Genomic DNA, 17,939 nt, shown 5'->3' with positions numbered 1-17,939 from the left:
ATCGCATTGAAAATCGAACAATCAATAAAATATTTTTTAACCCTCCTATTACTAGGGGTCCTGCAAGCATGTAGTGTTAAGAAATATATTCCGGAGGACCAGTGGTTGTATACGGAAGGTGAAATTCAGCTAAACGCAGATACCACCGTAGCAGACCTCAACCAAGTAAGCAGAGAATTACAAAGCCTACTTAAACCAGAACCCAATACCAAGGTCTTGGGCATGTATCCCGGCCTATGGGTCCACTATATGGCACAACGGGAAAAACCGGGATTTATAAATAGGTGGCTGAACAAAAAAATTGGGGAAGAACCCGTGTACCTTAGCGATATCGATTTGGAGAGAACCCAGGAGCTAATTAACAACCGACTAGAAAACAGGGGCTTTTTTAGAAACCAACTCACATCCCAGGTAAATAAAAAGGCTAAAACCGCCTCCTTGGCACACCAAGTAGCCGTTACCAAGCCTTACAAATTGGCTTCCTATCAATTGGAGGGCGATTCCCTTCCTATAATACAAGACATAAAGGAAAAGCTCGGAAACAGCCTACTAAGACCTGGCACACGCTACGACCTTCAGCGATTTAAAATGGAAAGGGAACGTATAGACCAAGATCTAAAGGCCAGGGGATATTATAATTTTAATGCCGATTTTCTAATCTTTGAAGCCGATACCAATCAGTATAACAACAAGCAGTTTAACCTGTTTTTACGGTTGAAGCGAGACGTACCCAAAAAATCCTTGGTTCCTTACCGCATAAATTCCATACAGGTATTCCCCAATTATTCCGTGGCCACCGATAGCCTGGCAAAGGATACCGTGCAATATGAGGAGATAACGTATATACAGCACAACCACTTTTTTAAGCCCAAGAGATTGGCACCCTATATTTTGTTGGAGGAAGGGGAAACCTATGCCCCCCTAAAATCCAAGCTTACCAGTAACCGATTGGCCTCCATTGGAACCTATAAATATGTGAACATCCGGTATAAGGAAGACCATAGCAATCTGGAAACCGACGGGTACTCCAAACTGGATGCCTATATCTATTTATCGCCCTTAAACAAGCGTTCCCTACGGGCAGAGTTACAGGCCGTATCCAAATCGAACAACTTTGCGGGCCCCACCCTATCGCTCACCTATAGCAACAGAAACCTATTTAGAGGTGGGGAAACCTTAAATATCACTGGCAATGTTGGCTATGAAACCCAATTGGCAGGAAGCAATAGTACGGGCTTAAGCAGTACCCAATTTGGATTAAAAACAGACCTGATCTTTCCTAGGTTGTTATCCTTTGTAAAATTTAAAGAACGCTTTAGGTATGCGGTCCCCAAAACCAAGATAAGTCTGGGAATGGAACACCTAAACAGAAGTAAACTGTATAACCTTACCTCCTTCAGTTACATCTTTGGCTATGGCTGGAACGAAAATAGGTATGTGTATCATGAGCTAAATCCCCTAAATATCAACTACGTAAACCTCTCCAATACCACGGCAGAATTTGAGACCATTTTGGATAACAACCCCTTGTTAAGAAGTAGTTTTGAACAACAGTTTATTGCCGGTCTCAATTACTCCTTTACCTATAACGAACTGGTAGACCCCAAGAAGAAAAACGCCCTGTTTTTTAACACTAATGTAGACCTGGCAGGGAATACCCTAGGCCTGTTTGGAAAGAAATCTACCGAAGATGGGGATAAGACCATTTTAGGCTTGGCCTACTCCCAATTTGCAAAAACGGATATAGACCTTAGGTATCACTGGCGGGTAGGGAGCTCCCAAACATTGGTAGGCCGACTCTTTGGAGGGATAGGGGTTCCTTATGGCAATAGTAGCACCCTGCCTTTTTCCAAACAGTACTTTTCTGGCGGACCTTATAGTGTGCGGGCATTTAGGATTCGCTCTCTGGGCCCGGGCACCTATAATCCCGAAACAGGGGATGCTGGTTCCTTTTTTGATCAGTCCGGGGATATAAGGTTAGAGGCAAATTTAGAATATAGATTCCCCATTTATTCCTTTCTAAAAGGCGCGGTCTTTGCCGATGCGGGGAATGTATGGTTGCTAAAGGAAAATGAGGCTCTCCCAGGGGGGAAATTCACTTCCAGTTTTATGGAGGAGTTGGGAATTGGCGTGGGCGCGGGCCTCCGTATAGATATACAGAGTTTTGTGCTGCGGTTTGATTTGGCTGCTCCCCTACAGAAACCCTACCTACCTAAGGGAGACCGATTTGAGTTGGATTTCTCCCAACCCATCTTGAATTTTGCGATAGGATATCCTTTTTAAGTTTATTGGACTAAAGTCCAGAGGTTTGCTAGCGCTTCTACCCACGGCTTAAAAGCCGTGGCAATTCATGTGGAAAGCGATTCCTACCAGGGGAAAGTCAGAATCGGTTTTGCCAATTCCGAAGGCAAGTAAAGCGCTTTTTGGGCTTTCTCCAATACATATTTAAAAGGCAGTATCGGCCAACCAATGCTTAGTTTTTGGCAAAGGTCTTATCAGCAATTTTACCAGATTTTATAACCATATCAATGGATAGGGTGTTTTCTATACTTTCTACTGGGTTTTCAGAAAACAACACTAGATCGGCTATTTTATTCGCTTCAATAGTACCGAAAGATTCTGAAATTCCTAAAAACACTGCGGGGTTCCAAGTTGCCATTTTCAATATTTCAAAGGGAGGGATTCCTATTTCTTCCATTAATTTTAATTCCTCATGATAACTATATCCCGGATAAACAAACTGCATCCCTGCAAAATCTGTCCCAATTAGAAGAGGAATTTGGTGATCATAAAAAGCCTTAACAAGTTGTTTTTGTTTGTGGTATCTAAGTGTCGATTCTTTTATTTCATCACCGATTTTTGGAGTGCTCCCTTCCTTTAAATATTCCCATTCCAGTTTCAGGTCTTTATCCAGATCTTCAAAAAGGGAATGGTAGAAAAATTCTCCATTTGCCATTTCATATTTTCGCTGATAGATCACCAATGTAGGACACAACCAACTCCCATGTTCATCTGCAATTCCAAAAAAATTATTCAGCCTATCCGAATCATCAAGCAATTCCTCTAATTTATTAAGATGCTCAAAACTTTTTTGACCCCGTACCGCAGCCATTTCCGGAGTAATGTATTCAGAAATGTGTCCCGCGAAATCGATTTTCTTCTCCTTTGAATAAGCCGATATGCTGTCCAAAACACTGCTTGGCAATAAAGAGTAGACTTTAAGAAAGTCCACCTTTTGACTCCTTAGACTATCTAAAACTATTCTGAAATTATTTGTGGTTACCGAAATACTGAAGGCTGGATGAATAGGCTTCTCACCGTCAAGAATTGGTCCGGCTCCAAATAAATTAGGATATAAATGAGCCCGAACTTTAGCGCAATTCTTGAAAGTATTTAAAATTTCCAAACTTCCACCCAAGTCCCGAATTCCAGTAATGCCATACTGAAGAAATATTGGAAACACTGTTTTGTCTAAGCTGTCCTTCCAACAGGTGTGGACGTGCATGTCCCAAAAACCTGGTAATACGTACTTGCCTTTTCCATTGATGGTGGTATCGGCAATAATTCCGCTATTCCCCTTAGATGGTGTGATTTTTAATATTCGGTCTTGCCTTATATAAATAGTTTGATTGGGTAGTAATATCGAGTTTTTAGCATCAATAATAGTAACATCCTCAATGACCATATCGTAGGTCTCAGTTACCTGTTGACAACTGATACAAAAATATATAAGCAATAGGGTTGTTGGTATTTTCATTTTTAATATGTGTCTAAGAACAAGGGTAATTCAGAGCTGCCAACTTGTCAACGAGACGAAGATTGCTAAGGACCAGGAACATGTAAAAACCATTGTCCTTACTATGCTCTATACCCATTACATATTAGTTGAATTTTATTCCTGTGCTGTGTGAGTTACAAAGTCGATTCCCACATTATTGGGGTCGATTACCGCAAAATGACGGTCTCCCCAATCTTCCGTTCTCAGTTCTAAAGCGATGTCTACCCCCTTTTCTTGAATGGTTTTATAGGTGCTATCCACATCCTCCACTTCTATGGTCAAATAAACGCCGTTTCCCATAAATTCCTGTCTAAACCGATCTATTCCCTGAGTAGGGTGATTGGGGACTAGGAACGAAATTGTGTCAGCCCCGATTGGTGTTGCCAGTAAAAGAAAGCAATCGGATTCCCATACCACATCAAAACCGAGTTTCTCCGTATAGAATTTTTTAGTCTCCACGAGTCTCTTGGTAATAATTCCTGCGTTCAGTCTCATATTAATTTCCTTTTGGATGGGTAAGGTTTTGAACCATCGAGCAAGATGGCTTCCTGAATGATTTCATGCAGTGCTTGCTGCGGAATGTCCTTTAGTTTTTCGAATTCAACGCTAAAAACCTGTTTTCTTCCTTTACTCTCCAATAATCCCTGGTCGTTGGAAAGCTCGTTCCCGCGAACAAAGGCAAATTCGATCTTCCCCTTTATTAGTCGGATTTAAGTAACATATCCATGATTTCCCATCGTAAAACGGGATCTTGTACCGCATTTTGCAGGTTAGGTTTAAATCTGAGGCCAACCAATTATGTAAGAAGAGCATAATCTTCCTTTGGTCATCTTCGTATTGATATATAAATTCTTCTACTGCTGTCATACCCACCTTCTATCCTCCCATCTTGGGCGTATGAAATCCACTATTGATTTCCTACCGCTGCTGAAATCCTATCACAGACTAAGATAATCTTTTTGTGATATTTATAATTAGTCAAGATCCTGAAAATGAAGTAACAACCAAAAATCTACCCTACTCTACCTCCGTAGATTGTGTGACTTTCTTATAGGCTTCCTTGGCAATTTCCAGTTCTTCATTGGTAGGCACTACCAAGATCTTGGCTCGGGAAGTTGGGGTGCTTATCTCCCTGATTTCAGCATTGCGGATTTCATTTTTCGCTGCATCCAATTCCAGTCCAAGGAATTCCATATCCCTACAAACCATTTTCCGTAATACGGAGGAGTTTTCACCAATTCCGGCAGTAAATACGATGGCGTCCAAGCCGTTCATCGCTGCGGCATAGGCGCCGATATATTTTTTAATTCGGTATGCATTCATCTCCAGTGCCAACACACAGTCTTTATTTCCTTTTTCGGCTTCTGCCTGTATATCCCTAAGGTCTACATGCCCGGTGAGTCCCAACATGCCACTTTTTTTGGTGAGCAAGGTCTTTACCTCATCCAGTTGATAACCCAAAGTGTCTACCAGATAAAAAATTAGGGCATGGTCTATATCCCCAGAGCGAGTACCCATAATAAGTCCATTAGAAGGGGTAAACCCCAAACTATGGTCTATACTCTTCCCATTTTGAACAGCGGTGATACTGCAGCCATTCCCCAAATGGATACTGATGAGTTTTGAGTCTTTTTTGTGGAGGTAGGTATTGGCCTTTTCCGAAACATATTTATGACTGATCCCATGGAATCCGTACACCTGAATTTTGTGGTCTTCAAAAAACGTATTGGGCATGGCATACTTGCTGGCCTTGGTAGGGATGGTATGGTGAAAGGCCGTATCAAAAACCGCTACCTGCTTGGCTTCACTAAAAAACTTCTCTGCCAATACAATGCCCTCCAGATTATGGGGGTTGTGCAAAGGGGCTAGGGTTGATAGCTCATGGATCTTGTCCTTTACTTTTTGGTTGATAACCGTGGTTCTATAAAATCCATTTCCCCCGTGGACTACTCGATGTCCTACGGCATCAATTTCGGAGGCATTTTTTAATACCCCTAGCTCCGGATCTACCAACCAAGTGGCTATTTTTTCCAGTCCCTCCTTATGGTTTTTTACGGCTAGGGTCTTGTTTACTTCATCTTTATCCGTTTTATAGATAAAGATAGCATCCTGGGATCCTATACGCTCTACAATCCCCTGGCAGAGCACCTGGGCCGTGGGCATGTGCATTAATTGGTATTTTATGGACGAGCTTCCGCAATTAATGATCAGAATTTTCATATGCATCTATTTCTTTGGTTTCTTAATGACTTCTATCCAACTATCCCCTTATAATCCTTGGGCTTGTATAGCAGTTATAAGGACCGTATTGTATATATCGCTTACCGTACACCCCCTACTAAGGTCGTTCACCGGTTTATTAAGTCCCTGTAGCATAGGACCAATAGCCAAGGCGCCCGTTTCCCGTTGTACCGCCTTATAGGTGTTGTTTCCAGTATTTAGATCGGGAAAAATGAAGACATTGGCCCTGCCAGCCACTTTGGAGTTGGGCAACTTACTTTTTGCCACTTCCATATCTACCGCAGCATCGTACTGTATGGGGCCTTCTACCTTTAAATCTGGCCTAAGCTGTTTTACCAGTTCCGTAGCCTTTCTTACCCTATCTACATCCTGTCCTTGGCCAGAGCTACCGGAAGAATAGGAAAGCATCGCAATCCTAGGTTCTATACCAAAAGCCTGACTACTGCTTGCGGAAGAGATGGCAATTTCTGCCAGCTGTTCTGCAGTGGGGTTGGGATTAATGGCACAGTCGCCAAAAATGCTTACCCTATCTTCCAAACACATAAAGAACACGGAGGAAACCACAGAAACCCCAGGAGCGGTCTTAATAAACTGCAGGGCTGGTAAAATGGTGTGTTGGGTGGTATGGGCTGCCCCGGATACCATGCCATCTGCATGGCCTTTATGGACCATCATGGTACCAAAATAGGATACATCTTCCATCAGGTCTCGCGCCATGGCAAGGTTTACATTTTTATGCTTTCGCAACTCGTGCAAGGTGGCTGCATACTCCTGGAACATAGGAGAGGTTTTTGGTTCTACAATCTCCAATTGCTCTACATCCAGGTCTATATCCAATTTGGATATCTTATCCAGGATCTGCTCTGGATTCCCCAGCAGGGTGATCTTGGCCGCTTTGGATGCCAATATTTTAACGGCCGCCCTTAGGATTCGTTCATCGGTACCTTCGGGTAAAACAATATGTTTTTTATGGCCTTGTGCTTTTTTTAATAGCTGATGTTGGAACATTCTAGGAGTGATTCCCTCTGCCTGAAAAGTGATTAAACGGTCTGTTAGCATCTCCACATCCACATATTTTTCAAAATCGAGGATAGAAGTGGTTATTTTCTGTTTGTTTTCTGCATAAATCTGCGATTTTATGGCCCCTATCTTATTGGTGATAGCAAAGGTTCCGCCCTTTACGGAGATGATGGGAACCACATCCGAAAGGCCTTCAATTAGTTTAATAATGGAATCTTCGGGGATAACGCCGCCGGTAAGTACAATCCCAGAAATGGAGGGGTAGTTGGCCGACTCATGGGCCTGTAAGGCGCCTAAAATAATATCGGCCCTGTCCCCTGGCGTAATCACCAAGCTATCTTCCTTTAAGAAAGTTAGGTAGTTGCGCAGTTGCATGGCACCCACACTAAAGGCCCCTGCCTGATTGTTGATGAAATTGCCACCAAATAACACCTTCCCATCCAAGGTTTCCACAATTTCCTTGATGGAAGGGTTGGCCAACACAGGGTTTAGGGGAATGGCATGGATAAGGACATGGGACGGCAAATCCTTTTTTAACCCGTTAATAGCTAGCTCTACATTCTCTTGCTGCACTTTATTGGCAATAATGGAGAGTACTTCTACCCCTTTATCCTTAAAAGAATCGTAGGCCATTTGCATATTGCCCACAAACTCTTCTAGGGTTTTCCCCACACCACTACTAATGATAATGGCGGGGATACCCAGGTTTTTTGCGATAAGCACATTGATGTCCCACTCAATTAGAGCTCCTTCCCCAGAAAAGCTGGTCCCCTCTACCAACACAAAATCGCACTGCTCCTCCATCGCCTTGTATTTGGAAATGATGGTGCTTATAATTTCTTCTTCTCTCCCCTGGTTTTTTTTAAGGATTACTTGGCTCCGGGTATAGGCATAGGATTCCTGAAAGCTCAATTTTAAATCGAAGTGACTAATCATGGTGTTGATATGATTGTCTATCCCTCCCAATTTATAATCATCTATAATCGGTCTAAAATATCCCACCTTCGCGGTTTTCCCCAATAACTGCTGCATTAGCCCAAGGGAAACAATAGATTTTCCACTGTCTGGTCCGGTGGTGGCAATGTAAACGGCTTTACTCATACTATCCTCGTTAATTCAATACGGATATAGAATATTGCAGGCTTCCCAAGCATCTCCTATGTCCTAGTTCATAGATTCACTTGACAAAAGTATGCTGCCGACTATTCTATAAATATGAGATATATCAGCTTATCCCTTTTAGGCGGAAAAACCCCTATATTTACTAGCCAATACCTTCCTAATTTTTAAAATTATTTATTACATTCCTAGCTTAAAGACGCTGAATGAAACTAAGAGACCATTTACTTTCCGTGGTAGCTTTCCCGGAGGAAGACCTAGACCAAATCCTGTCTAGTTTTAAGGAGAACCTCTTGAAAAAAAACACGACCCTAGCCAAGGCAGGGGTAGTATGCAATACGCTTTATTTTATGGAAAAGGGAGTGGCTCGCAGTTACTACTACAATGCAGAAGGGAAGGATATCACCGCTTGGTTCTTTAACGAGGGGAATTTTTTAACCAGTATGGAAAGTTTTTTCCATCAAAAGCAGAGCACCTACCACTTGGAACTTTTGGAAGACAGCGTTATTCACTCCATTTCTAGGGAGGATTTAGAGCGATTGTTTCAAAAATTCCCGCTAATGGAGCGTTTTGGAAGAAAATTGATGATTAAATTGATGGGCGATATTATGGGAAAACTAAATGCCATTCAATTCCAGACGGCTAAGGAGCGGTACCTATTCATGATTAATGAATATCCCAACCTATACCATAGGGTCCCTTTGGGACATATTGCCTCCTATCTGGGTATTACCCAAGAGACCCTCAGCCGAATCCGGGCAAAGGATTAGGTCTACTTTGGGTGGCTATTAATTTATTGCAAAGGCCTGGTATCCCGTAATTCGTTTTTTGATTTATATCAAAGGAAACCTTATATCGGATAGGTAATTTTGTTTTTTATTTTTTTTAATCCACTCAAAATGATGAACAAGGCGAACCATTTATGGGGCCTAGTAGTGCTATTTTTCCTGAACATAGGAAATGGACTACATGCCCAAGAACTCGGCGATGACCTGCTGTTATTGATCAAGGAGGCCAAAGCCAAGAACAGTTCCATTAAGATTAACAGTTTGGAAATGGAGCAGGTACGCAAGGAAACCCAGAAAGCACGGAATACCTTCCTTCCCAAAGTACATTTAAACGGAAGTTATACCCGTCTAAACGATGACATCACCTTTAATGACGATATGGAAAACCTCTTGATTGGCACTCAAAAATTGCTGATTAAGGAGGCCATTGGCGTACCTTTTAACGATCCCTTTCCTCCAGGAATTCCACTGAGCGATATACCGCCACTACAGAAAAAAAACATCCTAAAATCGTCCGTAGATGTAGATTGGGTGCTTTTTAGCGGATTTCAGGTAAGCAATGCCATCAAGGCCAGCAAGCACAAACACAACTCCCTGGAAATCGCTAATAAAATTGAGTCGGACAAAGTGGTATTAAAAACTATAGACCTCTATGATAAATTAGGCCTGGCCATAAAATCGGAAGAGGTGCTAAAAAGTATGTCCCAATATTTAGAAAAACAGGAGAAGTTTGTAGCTGCTGCCATCAAAAATGGGCTAGCTACTCCTATAGACCGTCAGAAATTAAATCTGGCCAAGCAAAAATTGGCCACCAAACAGGTGGAAGCCAAAAATCAACAGAGATTGGTGAGATCGGTCTTAGAACAATACACGGGAGCCGACCCTGAATTTTTGAATTCGCTGCGCCCCAACCTATTGCCTTTTCCTATCAGTGAAACCCTGGAAAATAAAGAGCGCAATGAGATCAATGCTTTAAAAGAAGCAGAGAAGGCCACTTCTTATAAATCCAAAATGGAAAGAAATAATTTTATTCCTAAAGTAGCCCTTAAGGGACACTACGAATTTATTGAGGACGACCTCTCCCTTTTGGAACCAAAATGGTATGTGGGCCTAGGGGTAAAATGGAATATTTTTGATGGTTTTGTGTCAAAATTGAAAAGTGACCAATCCAAGATCGAGGGAGAAAAATATAGGGAACAGATCAAGGAAACCGAGGAATTGATAGCCTTAAGCATTACCATGGCTCAATTATCGTTGGAATCTGCTGAGGAGACCAGCCTTATGACGCAATTGGAGGTAGACTTAGCCGAATCTAACTACGAACTGACGAACAAGCAGTATAAAAACGGACTTACCACCGTTAATGAGGTATTGGACGCCCTTACCGAGCTTGAACAATCAAAGTTTCAACTACAGAAATCGTACTACGACCAGCGCAAGGCAGCTATAGAATTATTGTACGCCAAGGGACAGCTTAGTTTTTAATCTCACTATCAAATAAAGAAATCATGTATAAATCAATAATAATAGGAAGCTTCGCCACCTTGTTTTTAATCGGTTGTAACCGCGATAAGGAAATTACCGATCTAAGGGGAAAAGTAAAGTTTGAAACCCTCGCTATTAGCAGTAAACTAGCCGGTAGAATAGCCGAGGTATACGTTACTGAAGGACAGAAAGTAAAACAGGGAGATACCCTGGCCTTGATAGATGTTCCCGAAATAGACGCAAAACTATTTCAGGCCGAGGGGGCTGTTCTTGCTGCCCAAGGACAATTGAACATGGCCTATAATGGGGCCACCAAAGAGCAGTTGCAACAAATAGCGAGTCAGGTAGAAGCCAGTAAGGCACAATTACAATTTGCGGAAGAATCCCTAAAACGGATAACTGCCATGTACAAGGACTCTTTGGTCCCCACCCAAACCTTTGAGGAAACACAAATGAAGGTAGCTATGGCCAAGGCCCAGTTTCATGCCTTGGAAGCCAAACAAGCCGAAGTTACCGTAGGGACCAGGGAAGAACTCTTGGCACAGGCAAAGGGACAGTTAGAAAGGGCCCAAGGTGCCAAAAAAGAGGTGTTAATTGCCGAAGACGAGCGATACATCATTGCACCTACGGATATGTCCATAGAGACCATTACCCTAAAACCAGGAGAATTGGCCAGTCCGGGTTATACCCTTTTTAATGGGTACCAGACCAATACGGTCTATTTTAGATTTACGGTTAGTGAATCTAAGATTTATGATTACAAGATTGGGCAATCCCTTACCGTATTAAATCCCTATACCAAGGAAGAGAGTACTTCTAAAATTGTTGCTATTAAGCAGTTACCGAGGTATGCGGATATTACCAGCACCTCTCCCTTATACAAGTTGGACGAGGCTATTTACGAACTAAAATTGGTGCCGGAACAAAACGCGGAAGGGCAACGGTTCCTAATTAACGCTACTGTACTTCTTAAATAAAACTAAGCATGAAGCAATTTATCCATTTGGTAAAAGAGGAGTTCCGTCGCATATTTTCTAACGACGTGCTCATCGCCATATTTTTTGGTGCACCCATTCTATATGGAATTATGTTTGGTTTTGTTTATCAGCAAGCAAAGGTACTGGACCTCCCCATTGTGATTATAGATCAGGACAACAGTCCTGCTTCAGATAAGGTAATCGATGCTTTTGGTGATAACGAAGCCTTATGGGTCAGTGATGTACGGCCCTTGGCGGGAGATATTGCCCAGGAAATGCCTGCTAAAGGCTATGTGGCCGTGATCACCATCCCTTCCAATTTTGAGGCAGACCTCTTACAAAAACGATATCCAGAAATTAGGGTAGACCTTAATATGGGGAATATTTTAACGGCCAATACCGCCAGTGTAAATATCCAATCCGTGCTGTTGACCCTCAATGCGGGAATTGAAATAGCAGGACTTCAAAAGCAGGGCCTTGCCCCGGATATAGCTGCTAAGTCCTACGAGCCATTTAAGATCAATTTTAATAAATTGTATAATTCTACGGGCAATTATGTGACTTTTATGCTCCCTGGATTATTGGGAGGTATTATGCAGCAGGTTATATTTCTGGCCATGGCGTTGGTTTTTGCTCGGGATTTTGAGGATGGATATTTTTCCAAACTCAAAGGCGTAAGTCGTAACTCCCTATATCACATAGCATTAAAGTCGGCACCCTTCCTATTATTTATTCCCCTGATGTGGCTTATTGTAAGTAGGTTTATCCCCTTCTTTAATATTGACGTAGCTGTTTACAATCCCGCTATGTTTGTATTAGTAGCCCTGCTAAGCCTTGCCTCCATGATGATAGGGATGTTGTTTTCCGTACTAATCCCCAATCAGCTAAAGGCCACCGAGCTATTAATGGTAATATCTACTCCCGCTTTTATTTTAAGCGGATTTACGTGGCCTACTATGGCGATGCCCGATGCCATAGCGCATATTGCCCAATACATACCCCTAACGCAGTTCTTAAGCGGATTTAGGAAGGTAGCGGTCTATGGTGGTGGCATAGAGGCGATACTCCCAGAAATAAAATGGCTTGTAATGATTGCTTTGGTCTGTTTTGTGGCCATTGTACTTGCCTTACAGACTAAAATTGGTTGGAAGAAGCGGGAAATAGAATAAGAAAATAAGGGGTAAATTAGCCAAGAAAGCAGTGTATTACACTTAGTCCACTGCTTTCTTGTCCTCCTTTTTCTGTTCTCTTTCCAACTTTCTAAAATACCTTCTGGTTAAGAAATTGTGTTTTAGGGCTTCGGTAACTTCATTAAAATTTTGCACCCCTTGGGTAACGTTCTCCATGGTAGTTTCTAACTGACGAACCAAGGTAGTATCCGTAGCCAAATAATTTAGGGTGCCCTTCCCTTCCTTGAATTCCCCGATTACCGAATGTAAGTTTTCGGACATCTTTTGAATCTCAAAACTGGAGTTTTCTAGGTGTGCGATTATACTCAGCATCTTTTCCCCGGAAATAGAATCTTTTAGGAGAACCCCGGCAGCACTTTTCTCCATATCCACCTGCTTTACAAGTGCGGTCATTTCCGCTATCATACTACTGGCCTGACTACTGGCGTGTTTTAAATTGGTGATAGTCTGGTGTAGTTCTTGGGCCATAAGGGTATCATTCAACAGCCTTCCAAATGTGCCTTTTCCTTGGGTTAAGGATTGGGATACCTTAAGTAGGTCTTCCGTAAGTAAAGCAGCATTTATATTGGTGAGGCTAAGGGTATTAAGCATATCCTGAGTGGCCACCTTACTTAAAGATTTTAACTCGTCCCCTGGTCCAATATGGGTAGCCGTTCCTTCCCCAGGTACAATATTGATAAGCATACTCCCCACCAGTCCATCGGAACCAATGGAGGCCACAGCGTCTTTCCTTATATGCCGCTGCATTTTTTCCTCAATAATCATGTGGATACGAATAACCGTATCGTTTATCATCTCTATCCTTTTTACGGTTCCCACATTGATACCGGAGAAACGGACATTGTTCCCAAGCTGAATTCCGTTTGCATTTTTAAAGATCGCGCTAATAGGAATTGTTTTCCCAAACATATTCTGCTTGTTACCAATTAAATAGGCAGCTATAACCAACAATACGGTGCCAACAACCACAAATATCCCGAGTTTTAAATTCTCCAATTTTGTTTTTGCCATAAGCTTATTTTTTAAAAAATGCCGCTACTTTTGGATCGGTAGATTTGGATAGCTCGGCATAGGTCCCCTCGGCATAATTTATGCCATCTACCAAAAGGATGATTCGGTCCGATATCACTCGAGCACAATCCACATCATGGGTAATAATGAGGGATGCTGTGCCGTAGATCTTTTGAATGCGGTGCATTAATTCTATAATCTCTTTAGAGGTAATGGGATCTAGGCCACTAGTAGGTTCATCATAGAGAATTACCTTAGGTTTCAAAATCAGGCTTCGTGCCAAGGCTACCCTTCTTTTCATACCTCCAGAAAGTTCGGAAGGCATAAGGTCTATAGCATGAGCCAATCCCACATTTTCCAAAGCTTCTAGCACTAAGGGTTCGGTATTCTTGTTAATACCCAACTTTTTTTTGTGCCTACGCATCGGAAATTCCAGATTTTCACGGACCGTCATGGAATCGTAAAGCGCACTTCCCTGAAAAAGAAACCCTATATCTAACCGCAATTCATCCATTGCCTCCCTATCTAAATTGTTTATCTCCTTTCCCAGTATTTTTACGGTACCACTATCTGGCGCTACCAGCCCAACAATACATTTGATCATTACGGATTTCCCAGAACCGGATTTCCCCATAATCACCAAATTACTTCCTTTCTTTAAAGTTAGGTTAAACCCGTTTAAAACATGGTTATCGCCAAATCGCTTGCGAAGATCACGGATTTCTATAACCGTCCCTAAGTCCGGTTTTTCTGCCTTATATTTTATCTGATCCTTATTTTCCATATCGATATCATAATTCGTAAAAAATATCGGCAATAAACACTGCGATAAAATCTACAAGAAACAACAGCAAGGAAGCCATTACCACCGCCGTATTGGCCGCCACGCCTACGCCTGCTGTTCCTTTTTTACAATAATACCCCTTGTAGCAGCCCACCAATCCAATAATAAAACCGAAAAAGAAAGATTTAATAGTTGCCGGCACCAAATCTGAAAAGTTTAATGCGTTAAAAACCGTATTAAAATAAAGTTGAAAAGAAACGCCCCCTTTAATATTTTCTACCAAGGCAGAACCGTACAATGCCAACAAGTCGCCAAAAACAACTAGGATTGGCAACATAAGCGTGGTGGCTAGGATACGTGTAACCACCAAGTATTTAAAGGGATTGGTACCAGACACCTCCATAGCATCTATCTGTTCTGTGACCCTCATAGAGCCCAACTCTGCCCCAATCCCCGATGCAATTCTCCCCGCACAGATCAATGCTGTAATAACAGGTCCTACTTCCCTAACAATAGAAATCCCCACCATATTGGGCATCCAGGAAACAGCACCAAACTGAATTAACGTAGGTCTGGACTGCAAGGTGAGTACCAATCCAATGATAAAACCAGTGATGCCTACCAAGAACAGGGATCGGTTCCCCATTTGATAACATTGGCGTAGCAGCTCTCGGAATTCGAAAGGGGGCTTTAGGGCCTCCTTAAAATACCGGGCTGCAAAAAAGGAGAGATCGCCAGTCTCTATAAAGAATTTTTTTAAGCGACTCCACATAGTTACAAAGTATTCATTTCCAATCCTGTACCCATAAAGATACAGGAAAGTAAGTGGGTCTTTATTGACCAAAATCATACGGGTTTACAAGTTAATCCAATCCCAACCTAGATGATGGCCCAACTAACTTTCTCGAAACCGTTGTATCTTAGTATGGTAAACCAATTGGGGGTTGCAGTGCGATGCATCGGAAAACCGCTTAGGGACTAACTCCATTTGTTCCACTGTATTCATTGGTTTAAGAGGAATAGACTGTACTAGGCCGCCTTGTTGGCAGCTATTAAAACTATTTATAAACATGGTGGATTTTGAAATATTTGAACCTAAAAACTGGTTGGAGCTACAGGCGTTTTTATTCAAAGAAAAAGACGAAAAAATAGACAGATTTAGATCTCCCTATGCGTATAGGGGCGTCTATAATGCCCATTTTGGATTAGAGACAAGTCTGCAAAGATTGGGAAGAATACCCTCTAAGGTAGAAGGTACAATGATTAGAAATTTTAAAAAGTACTCGCCAATAAACACCCTTATCGATGACTACAACAACCTCTGGAACTGGATTTCCTTAGGGCAACACCATGGACTTCCCACAAGACTTATAGACTGGACCCATTCCCCAAATGTTGCACTTCATTTTTTAACAGAGGATATGAGCACCTATCATATGGACGGTGCCATCTGGATGGTAAACTATGTAGCACTTAGAGAGTATCTTCCCGAGGAACTAAAAACCCCTATTTTGAGTAAGGATATGTTCTATTTTAGTTCTATGGAACTAAAACAAAATATCGGTAATACCTTGGAAGAACTCTATGATTTTTCTAGTAGGAACAAAAATACCATGATATTCTTTGAGCCGCCCTCCCTAGACGACCGCATCATAAACCAATTTGCCCTTTTCTCGTTTATGCTGGATCCGGATTCCAGTCCATTGGAGTGGCTTAAAATCCATCCTCAATATTTAAAAAAAGTAATTATTCCTGCCGAACTAAAATGGGAAATTAGGGATAAGCTAGACCAAGCAAATATTACTGAAAGAATTATTTATCCCGGGTTGGAGGGCATTTCAAGATGGCTGAAAAGATGGTATAGCGACAAGAATAATATAAACCCATAACGTATATACGCAATTTTCAATTATTTAGAAATAGGCTGGCTCTAGTGCTTATCTTAATCCCAATAGTATTTACAGTCGGCCTAAAACACCCTTAAAAACCTAAAAAACAGCTGTTTGCAAAAAACGCAATCCTTAAATTGAAGGGCTCCATATTTCCTTGAGGAAATATAGCGCTACCTGAAGTTCCCCTTAAAAGTATTCACTATTTCTGGAAATGGAAGGAGCCCCATTAATTGTCTTTCATTTGGATGGCGTGCTATCCCTAATTAAGACTGCTGTTTATGAGGCATCTAGACGCTTCTTTTTACAAATATTTAACAATTTATTCGTATCTTAAAAGAAGAACAATTTAACACATAAGATCTTATTATGGAAACACAATTACAACGCTTCACAGATACGATTACGGATTACCTACCAAACCTTTTAGGCGCTATTTTAGTTTTAATAATTGGTTGGATAATTGCGAAAGCCTTTCAGAAACTAATTACAAAATTACTTGACAAAACCAAGCTGGGTAATAAGGTAATGGATGAAGAGCACTCTAAAAGCATCAGTCATTTTTTTGGTAAAATAGTATATTACCTTATTATGGTAATAGTTTTGCTAATGACGCTCGAGATATTGGAGGTTAGTGCAGTTTTAGACCCCCTTAAAAATATGTTGAATGAATTTTTGTCGTTCATTCCAAATTTAATTGGCGCGCTACTAATAGGATTTATAGGGTATTTATTGGCGAAATTTGTTTCTAGCCTTATCTCTATGGGGGGAAATTTTATTGACAAATTGGTAGATAAAACGGGCTTTAAGGATACGGATATGCTAGTGAATATCCTTCAAAAAGTAGTTTTCATAATCATTTTCATTCCATTTTTGATTCAGGCTTTTAATGCATTGCAAATGAATGCAATATCGGAACCAGCAAATGAAATCCTGTACAAGTTTACAGATTTAATTGGGGAAATAATTATTGCTGCACTTATCCTCTTCATATTTATTTGGGGCGGAAAATATCTAGCTTCATTTTTAAGCGATCTATTCAAAAGTTTAGGGCTTGATAGCGCCGCTGAAAAAATTAATATTCAAAATATGATTGGCGCAAATCAGTCATTATCCAAACTCTTAGCAAATCTAATATATTTCTTTATCGTGTTTTTTGGAGTAATCACAGCCGTTGCAATATTGGGATTAGATCAGTTAACATACATTCTTAATGATATTCTTGCGGTGACAGGACAAATTCTCTTTGGATTGGTAATCATAGCCCTCGGTAATTATATTTCGATGATTATCTACAACACGATGAAACAATCCAATAACAATAATTTTATTGCTGGAGTTGTACGTGCGGCATCACTAGCTTTATTCATAGCTATTGCGTTACGCACCATGGGAATTGCCAATGAGATTGTTGAGTTGGCATTTGGTCTTATTTTGGGCGCAATTGCGGTAGCGGTTGCTTTAAGCTATGGACTTGGAGGAAGAGCCGCAGCGGGTGAACACTTTAAGGAAATTATTGATAAAATACGGGATAAAAACAGCTCACAAATACCTACAAATAAGACTAAAAATAATAAAGAGGGGGACGGCCCAGTGTAGTAAGCCTCCACTCACAACTAAGCCGCTTCAAGGCTTTGGGCGGCTTTTCCTATCACCC

15 protein-coding genes are annotated in these 17,939 nt (G+C 41.3%); 7 read left to right on the top strand and 8 right to left on the bottom strand.

Features of this window, described 5'->3' with window-relative positions:
- Positions 1 to 6 precede the first annotated feature (6 nt).
- Positions 7 to 2,283, top strand: a complete 2,277-nt coding sequence (gene tamL / locus BV214_RS01145) for a translocation and assembly module lipoprotein TamL (protein ID WP_245806723.1) — start codon at positions 7 to 9, stop codon at positions 2,281 to 2,283.
- Positions 2,284 to 2,473: 190 nt separating this feature from the next.
- On the opposite strand, the gene BV214_RS01140 is transcribed toward tamL, so the two are convergent.
- The 5 genes from BV214_RS01140 to pta all read right to left on the bottom strand — a co-directional run bounded on the left by BV214_RS01140 (position 2,474) and on the right by pta (position 8,140).
- The gene (locus BV214_RS01140; RefSeq protein ID WP_086475638.1) at positions 2,474 to 3,757 is read right to left on the bottom strand and encodes an amidohydrolase family protein; all 1,284 of its coding nucleotides are present in this window, start codon (positions 3,755 to 3,757) and stop codon (positions 2,474 to 2,476) included.
- Between the two features lie 135 nt (positions 3,758 to 3,892).
- Positions 3,893 to 4,273: a VOC family protein gene (locus tag BV214_RS01135; protein ID WP_086475637.1), complete on the bottom strand. Its 381-nt coding sequence runs from the start codon at positions 4,271 to 4,273 to the stop codon at positions 3,893 to 3,895.
- Entirely contained in the window at positions 4,270 to 4,467 is a 198-nt protein-coding gene (locus tag BV214_RS17170; RefSeq protein ID WP_394334908.1) for a DUF1801 domain-containing protein, read from the bottom strand. The genes BV214_RS01135 and BV214_RS17170 overlap by 4 nt, the downstream gene beginning before the upstream one ends.
- A 328-nt stretch (positions 4,468 to 4,795) precedes the next feature.
- Positions 4,796 to 5,998, bottom strand: coding sequence for an acetate/propionate family kinase (locus tag BV214_RS01130; protein ID WP_086475636.1), 1,203 nt, complete (start codon positions 5,996 to 5,998; stop codon positions 4,796 to 4,798).
- A gap of 48 nt (positions 5,999 to 6,046) precedes the next feature.
- Positions 6,047 to 8,140, bottom strand: coding sequence for a phosphate acetyltransferase (pta, locus tag BV214_RS01125; protein WP_086475635.1), 2,094 nt, complete (start codon positions 8,138 to 8,140; stop codon positions 6,047 to 6,049).
- Positions 8,141 to 8,364: 224 nt separating this feature from the next.
- Between pta and BV214_RS01120 the strand changes: the two genes are divergently transcribed.
- From BV214_RS01120 to BV214_RS01105, 4 genes are all read left to right on the top strand, one after another.
- Positions 8,365 to 8,928 (top strand): Crp/Fnr family transcriptional regulator, encoded by a 564-nt coding sequence (locus tag BV214_RS01120; RefSeq protein ID WP_086475634.1) that lies wholly within the window; start codon positions 8,365 to 8,367, stop codon positions 8,926 to 8,928.
- Between the two features lie 129 nt (positions 8,929 to 9,057).
- The gene (locus BV214_RS01115) at positions 9,058 to 10,431 is read left to right on the top strand and encodes a TolC family protein (protein ID WP_223883457.1); all 1,374 of its coding nucleotides are present in this window, start codon (positions 9,058 to 9,060) and stop codon (positions 10,429 to 10,431) included.
- A 23-nt stretch (positions 10,432 to 10,454) separates the two neighbouring features.
- Positions 10,455 to 11,408 carry an HlyD family secretion protein gene (locus tag BV214_RS01110; RefSeq protein WP_086475632.1) on the top strand — a complete coding sequence of 318 codons (954 nt, stop codon included), beginning with the start codon at positions 10,455 to 10,457 and terminating at the stop codon, positions 11,406 to 11,408.
- Between the two features lie 8 nt (positions 11,409 to 11,416).
- Positions 11,417 to 12,577, top strand: a complete 1,161-nt coding sequence (locus BV214_RS01105; protein WP_086475631.1) for an ABC transporter permease — start codon at positions 11,417 to 11,419, stop codon at positions 12,575 to 12,577.
- A gap of 42 nt (positions 12,578 to 12,619) precedes the next feature.
- On the opposite strand, the gene BV214_RS01100 is transcribed toward BV214_RS01105, so the two are convergent.
- Genes BV214_RS01100 through BV214_RS01090 form a run of 3 tightly spaced genes read right to left on the bottom strand, consistent with a single transcriptional unit; the run spans position 12,620 to position 15,165 of the window.
- Entirely contained in the window at positions 12,620 to 13,609 is a 990-nt protein-coding gene (locus tag BV214_RS01100; RefSeq protein WP_086475630.1) for an MlaD family protein, read from the bottom strand.
- A gap of 4 nt (positions 13,610 to 13,613) precedes the next feature.
- Positions 13,614 to 14,393: an ABC transporter ATP-binding protein gene (locus BV214_RS01095; RefSeq protein ID WP_086475629.1), complete on the bottom strand. Its 780-nt coding sequence runs from the start codon at positions 14,391 to 14,393 to the stop codon at positions 13,614 to 13,616.
- A gap of 7 nt (positions 14,394 to 14,400) precedes the next feature.
- Positions 14,401 to 15,165, bottom strand: coding sequence for an MlaE family ABC transporter permease (locus tag BV214_RS01090; RefSeq protein WP_086476000.1), 765 nt, complete (start codon positions 15,163 to 15,165; stop codon positions 14,401 to 14,403).
- Positions 15,166 to 15,463: 298 nt separating this feature from the next.
- Here BV214_RS01090 and BV214_RS01085 point away from each other — a divergent pair, with 298 nt between their 5' ends.
- Together BV214_RS01085 and BV214_RS01080 are read left to right on the top strand one after the other, a co-directional pair.
- Positions 15,464 to 16,282 carry an FRG domain-containing protein gene (locus BV214_RS01085; RefSeq protein WP_086475628.1) on the top strand — a complete coding sequence of 273 codons (819 nt, stop codon included), beginning with the start codon at positions 15,464 to 15,466 and terminating at the stop codon, positions 16,280 to 16,282.
- A gap of 369 nt (positions 16,283 to 16,651) precedes the next feature.
- Positions 16,652 to 17,881 carry a mechanosensitive ion channel gene (locus BV214_RS01080; RefSeq protein WP_086475627.1) on the top strand — a complete coding sequence of 410 codons (1,230 nt, stop codon included), beginning with the start codon at positions 16,652 to 16,654 and terminating at the stop codon, positions 17,879 to 17,881.
- Positions 17,882 to 17,939 lie beyond the last annotated feature (58 nt).

This window comes from Arenibacter amylolyticus (assembly GCF_002150785.1).
Classification (GTDB): Bacteria; Bacteroidota; Bacteroidia; order Flavobacteriales; family Flavobacteriaceae; genus Arenibacter; species Arenibacter amylolyticus.
Note: the sequence above shows the minus strand (reverse complement) of the source record. Positions and strands in the feature narration are given on the sequence as shown.